Source organism: Pseudomonas sp. KCJK9000, from assembly GCF_046230725.1.
GTDB lineage: Bacteria > Pseudomonadota > Gammaproteobacteria > Pseudomonadales > Pseudomonadaceae > Aquipseudomonas > Aquipseudomonas promysalinigenes.
This window is the reverse complement of the sequence record NZ_JBJJLN010000150.1, coordinates 1-354: the sequence shown is the minus strand read 5'-3', so window position 1 is coordinate 354 and position 354 is coordinate 1. Positions and strand designations below refer to the sequence as shown.

General features: G+C 61.3%; 1 protein-coding gene. It reads right to left on the bottom strand.

The features are described from left to right. A partial coding sequence (locus ACK59H_RS23025) for an immunoglobulin-like domain-containing protein (protein WP_409265002.1) occupies window positions 1-354 on the bottom strand: 354 nt, incomplete at both ends.

Here is a 354-nt window from a genome sequence, read left to right as displayed (position 1 = left end):
GTGGCGGTGTACACCACGGTGCCGCCTTCGGTCACGCTTGGGGTCGCGGTCAAGGTCACCGTCGAGGTATCGATGGTGTCGGTGATTGCGGTCACAGCCGGCGCTGGGCTGACGTCCAGCTTCTCGAAGTCACCCCCGGTGGTGGCGGTGACATTCACACTGACATTGCCAGCATCGACATAGACGGTGTTGGCTGGCGCATCGAACGAAACGCTGCCTTCAGTCTGGCCTTTGGCGATGGTGATCACGGCACCATTGCTCAAGGTGATCGTCATCTCGCTGCCAGCCGGATTGGTCAGGGTAGCGGTGTAGACGATGCTGCCACCTTCCTGGACGGTGCCAGTGGCGGACAAT